This window comes from Kitasatospora sp. NPDC048540, assembly GCF_040651175.1.
Taxonomy (GTDB): domain Bacteria; phylum Actinomycetota; class Actinomycetes; order Streptomycetales; family Streptomycetaceae; genus Kitasatospora.
Window position 1 is genome coordinate 1 of record NZ_JBEZIR010000248.1, and the last position, 3,685, is coordinate 3,685.

General features: G+C 74.4%; 4 protein-coding genes and 1 pseudogene. 1 reads left to right on the plus strand and 4 read right to left on the minus strand.

The annotated features are described in order from the left end of the window. The 4 genes and pseudogenes from AB0D08_RS40505 to AB0D08_RS40520 form a co-directional block, all read right to left on the minus strand. Positions 1–87 (minus strand): annotated as a pseudogene (locus AB0D08_RS40505) (SRPBCC domain-containing protein); the annotation flags it as partial. Positions 88–127: 40 nt separating this feature from the next. Further along, positions 128–1,711 (minus strand): MFS transporter, encoded by a 1,584-nt coding sequence (locus AB0D08_RS40510; protein WP_359895378.1) that lies wholly within the window; start codon positions 1,709–1,711, stop codon positions 128–130. Between the two features lie 94 nt (positions 1,712–1,805). Continuing rightward, entirely contained in the window at positions 1,806–2,288 is a 483-nt protein-coding gene (locus AB0D08_RS40515) for a DoxX family protein (protein WP_033825667.1), read from the minus strand. 33 nt (positions 2,289–2,321) lie between these two features. Continuing rightward, positions 2,322–2,984: a hydrolase gene (locus tag AB0D08_RS40520; RefSeq protein ID WP_359895380.1), complete on the minus strand. Its 663-nt coding sequence runs from the start codon at positions 2,982–2,984 to the stop codon at positions 2,322–2,324. 330 nt (positions 2,985–3,314) lie between these two features. Between AB0D08_RS40520 and AB0D08_RS40525 the strand changes: the two genes are divergently transcribed. Further along, positions 3,315–3,685, plus strand: a 371-nt coding sequence (locus AB0D08_RS40525; RefSeq protein ID WP_359895382.1) for an amidohydrolase family protein, incomplete at its 3' end; no start/stop codon positions are given.

Consider the following 3,685-nt stretch of genomic DNA (forward strand, 5'->3'; position numbering starts at 1 on the left):
CTCGACGCGGACGACCTTGCCGCGGTCGCCGCTCCACCAGCGTTCGATGAGTTCGGGGGTGGTCCACGCCCGGTACACCAGGTGCCGGGGCGCCCGGTCCCCGGCCTCCCGCCGCCGTCGGCGCGGCTCACTCCCGGGCGAGCAGGGCGTGGGTCGTCAGCGGCTCGCCCTGCACGAACTCCCGGGCGGTGCGCTCGAACCGGCGGTCGATCCCGGTGTAGCGGCGGTGGTGCTGGGCCAGGTGCTCGGCCCACGAGACCACGGTGAAGGCCTCGATGAACCGGTGCGGCGCCGCCGCGTCCCGGTACAGGCCCCAGCTGACGGCCCCGGTCCGCCGCCGGGAGTCCTCCACCTCACGCATCGCGCGGACGAAGGCCGGAGCGTGCTCGTCGGCCACCCGGTACTCGACGGTGACCAGGACCGGTCCGTCCGTCGGAGCGGGCTCGATGGTCAGCCGCGGCTCCGGCCAGGTGTCGGACAGTGCCGGATCGGCCCGGTCCTCCAGGAGCGGAAGGGCCCGGAGCGACAGCACGCCGAGCGTGAGCAGGGCCGCCGCCGCGCCCAACGCCGCGGTCAGCCCGGCCCGCTGCGCGAGTTGGCCCCACACCAGGGCGCCCAGGGCGTTGCCGCCCTGGAAGACCAGGAGGTAGAAGGCGACCGCCCGCGCCCGGACCCAGTTGGGCAGTTCGAGCTGCAGTGCGGCGTTGAGGACGGACAGCCCCCAGATCCAGGCCGCACCGGCCGGCAGCAGGACCAGGGCGGCGAGGACGGCGCGGGTGGTGACGGCGGTGACGACGAGCGTCGTCGCGGTCAGTGCCCCGGCCGCGGCCAGCATGCCGTTCGCGCCCAGCCGGGCGCTCAGCCGCGGCAGGGCCGCCGCGGCCAGGACCGCCCCCAGCCCCACCGCGGCGAGCAGGACGCCGTACCCGGTGGGCCCGAGGCCGAGACGTTCGACGGCGACCACCGGGAGCAGCGCCCACACCGCGGCCGCCCCGGGCACGAACAGCGCACTGCGCAGCAGGATCCGTCGGACGCCGGGCGCGCTGCGTACGTAGCGCCCGCCGGCGTGCAGGGCGGCGAGGGCGTGCTCGCGCTCCTGGGCGCGGCCGGGCGCCGAGGCGGCAGGCAGCCGGCGCAGCAGGACCAGCAGGATGCCGGCGAAGGAGAGCGCGTTGAACGCGAAGGTCCAGCCGACACCGGCGGCCGCGACCAGCGCGCCGCCGAGCGCGGGCCCGATCGCCCGGGACACGTTCATGTTGACCGCTCCGAGCGCGGCGGCGGGCCCCAGCTGTTCGCGCGGCACCAGGCCCGGCTGGAGCGCCTGCCAGGCCGGACCGTTCAGCGCGGTCAGGCAGCCCAGCAGGAAGGTCAGGGCCAGCAGCGACCACGGCCCGAGGACGCCGAGCAGCGCGAGCGCGGCCAGTACGGCGGCGACCGCCGCCATGGCCGTCTGCATGCCGATCAGCAGCCTGCGGCGGTCGACGAGGTCCGCGAGGACGCCGGCCGGCAGGGCGAGCAGCAGGACGGGCAGCCCGGCCGCGACCTGGACCAGCGAGACCAGCGCCGCGCCGTGGCCGACCAGCAGCCACTGCGCCCCGACGGTCTGCATCCAGCCGCCCACGTTCGAGACGAACTGGGCCAGCCACAGCGCCCGGAACACCCTCTCCCGCAGCGGGGCCCAGGCCGGGCCTTCGGATCTCGGGGACGTCATCGGTGCTCCTCCGGAAACGGGTGGGCCCGGGTTCCAGGGACGGCAGGACCCTGGAACCCGGGCTCTCGGGGGGTGTCGTGGGGGTGTCGTGGCCTCAGGCCCGGTGAAGGGCGAACCGCGTGCCCAGGCCGCCGCCCACGCCGGCGACCACCGCCGCCGGCAGCCACCACAGCGGCCAGTGCGCGAGGCCGAGGAGGTGGTCCAGCGACCAGTCGCCGGGGCCGGTCGCGGCCAGTGCCGCGCCGATGACGACCAGGACGAGCGGGTACTCGTAGCCGTCGTGCTGGACCCACAGGCCGTGCGGCCGCTTGACGGTCAGCGCGACGGTCATCACGCCCATCACGCCCGCGCAGGCCAGCGGGGTGAGCAGGCCGAACGCGAGGAACAGTCCGGCCCCGATCTGGGTGCCGCCCGCGGCGAGGGCGGTGAGCCTGCCGCCGAGGAAGCCGTCGCCGCGGAACTCGGCGGTGCCGCCGGCGAGTCCGCTGCCACCGAGGTGGAAGCTGACCTTCTGGACGCCGTGACCCGCGATCAGCAGGCCGGCGACCACCCGCAGCAGGAGAAGACCCGTGTTCATGTCGTGCTCCGGTCGGTAATCGGTCGGGGTCCGTCAGCCGGCGGCGTGCGGGTCGATCATGGACTGGGCGTAGACGATGCCCATGCCGTACGCGCCGCCGTGCTCCTTGACCAGGTCGGTGACCTGGACGTAGGTCTCGGTGCGGGCCCAGTCGCGCTGCAGCTCCAGCAGCACCTGCACCCAGGTGACCGGTACCGCGCCGGCCGCGGTCATCCGCTGCAGGGCGTGCTCGTGGGCGCGCGGGCTGACGCCGCCGGAGGCGTCCGCGACCACGTACACCTCGTAGCCCTGCTCCAGCGCCGAGAGGGCGGGCAGGACCAGGCAGACCTCGGTCCACAGGCCGGACAGGATGATCTTGCTGCGGCCGGTCGCCTTGACCGCCTCGACCAGTGCCTCGTCCTCCCAGGCGTTCATGCTGGTCCGGTCGACCACCTCCTGCTCCGGGAAGACCGCCCGCAGCTGCGGGAGGATCGGGCCGGAGAACGACTCGGCCGCGACGGTGGAGAGCACCACCGGCACGTCGAAGATCTTCGCGGCCTTCGCCAGGCCGACGGTCGAGTTGATGATCGAGGTGCGGTCGCCGCTGCCGGTGCCGAAGAACATCTGCGGCTGGTGGTCGACGAACAGCATCATCGCGTTGTCCGGGGTGAGCAGGTCCGGGCTCGGAGCGGCGTGGACCGTGGAGAGGTCGACCATGGTTCTTCTCTTTCCGTGCTGGAGAGGGGAGTTGGCAAAACATCCGACGCCCGCCGGTCAGCGGGGCGGCACGTTCATGACGCTAGTTCGCACCGCCGGGCCTGGCTGCTCGCTCCGTGCCCGGGACTGTTCCGACACTGCACCGACGGCGAACCGCAGGTCAGCCGCGTCCGCCGTGCGCTGCGGGGCAACCGTCGATGCGCTGTGAAGGCACTCGGGACACCGGCGGCCGCCTAGGTTCGCCCGGGTGGTCCCACGGGCGGAGCGTCCGAATCGCCCGCGCCCACCCGACAGCCGCCGCCGTTCCGAAGGTGAACTCCGTTGTCCAGCATGCCCGTTGCCGGGATCCGCCCCGGCGCTCCGGACCAGCCAGCCGACCTGGTCATCCGCAATGCCAAGGTGTACACCGGCGATCCGCGCCGCCCCCGGGCGAGCGCCCTGGCCGTCCGGAACGGACTGATCACCGCCGTCGGTGACGACGCGGACGTCGTCCCGCTGGTCGGCCCCGACACCCGGGTCGTCGACGCGCTCGGCCGCCGCGCCGTCCCCGGCCTCAACGACGCGCACCTGCACGTCATCCGCGGCGGCCTCAACTACGTCCTGGAACTGCGCTGGGACGGCGTCCCGACGCTGCGTCAGGCACTCGCCATGCTCCGGGACCAGGCCGAGCGCACCCCGCCCGGCCAGTGGGTGCGCGTGGT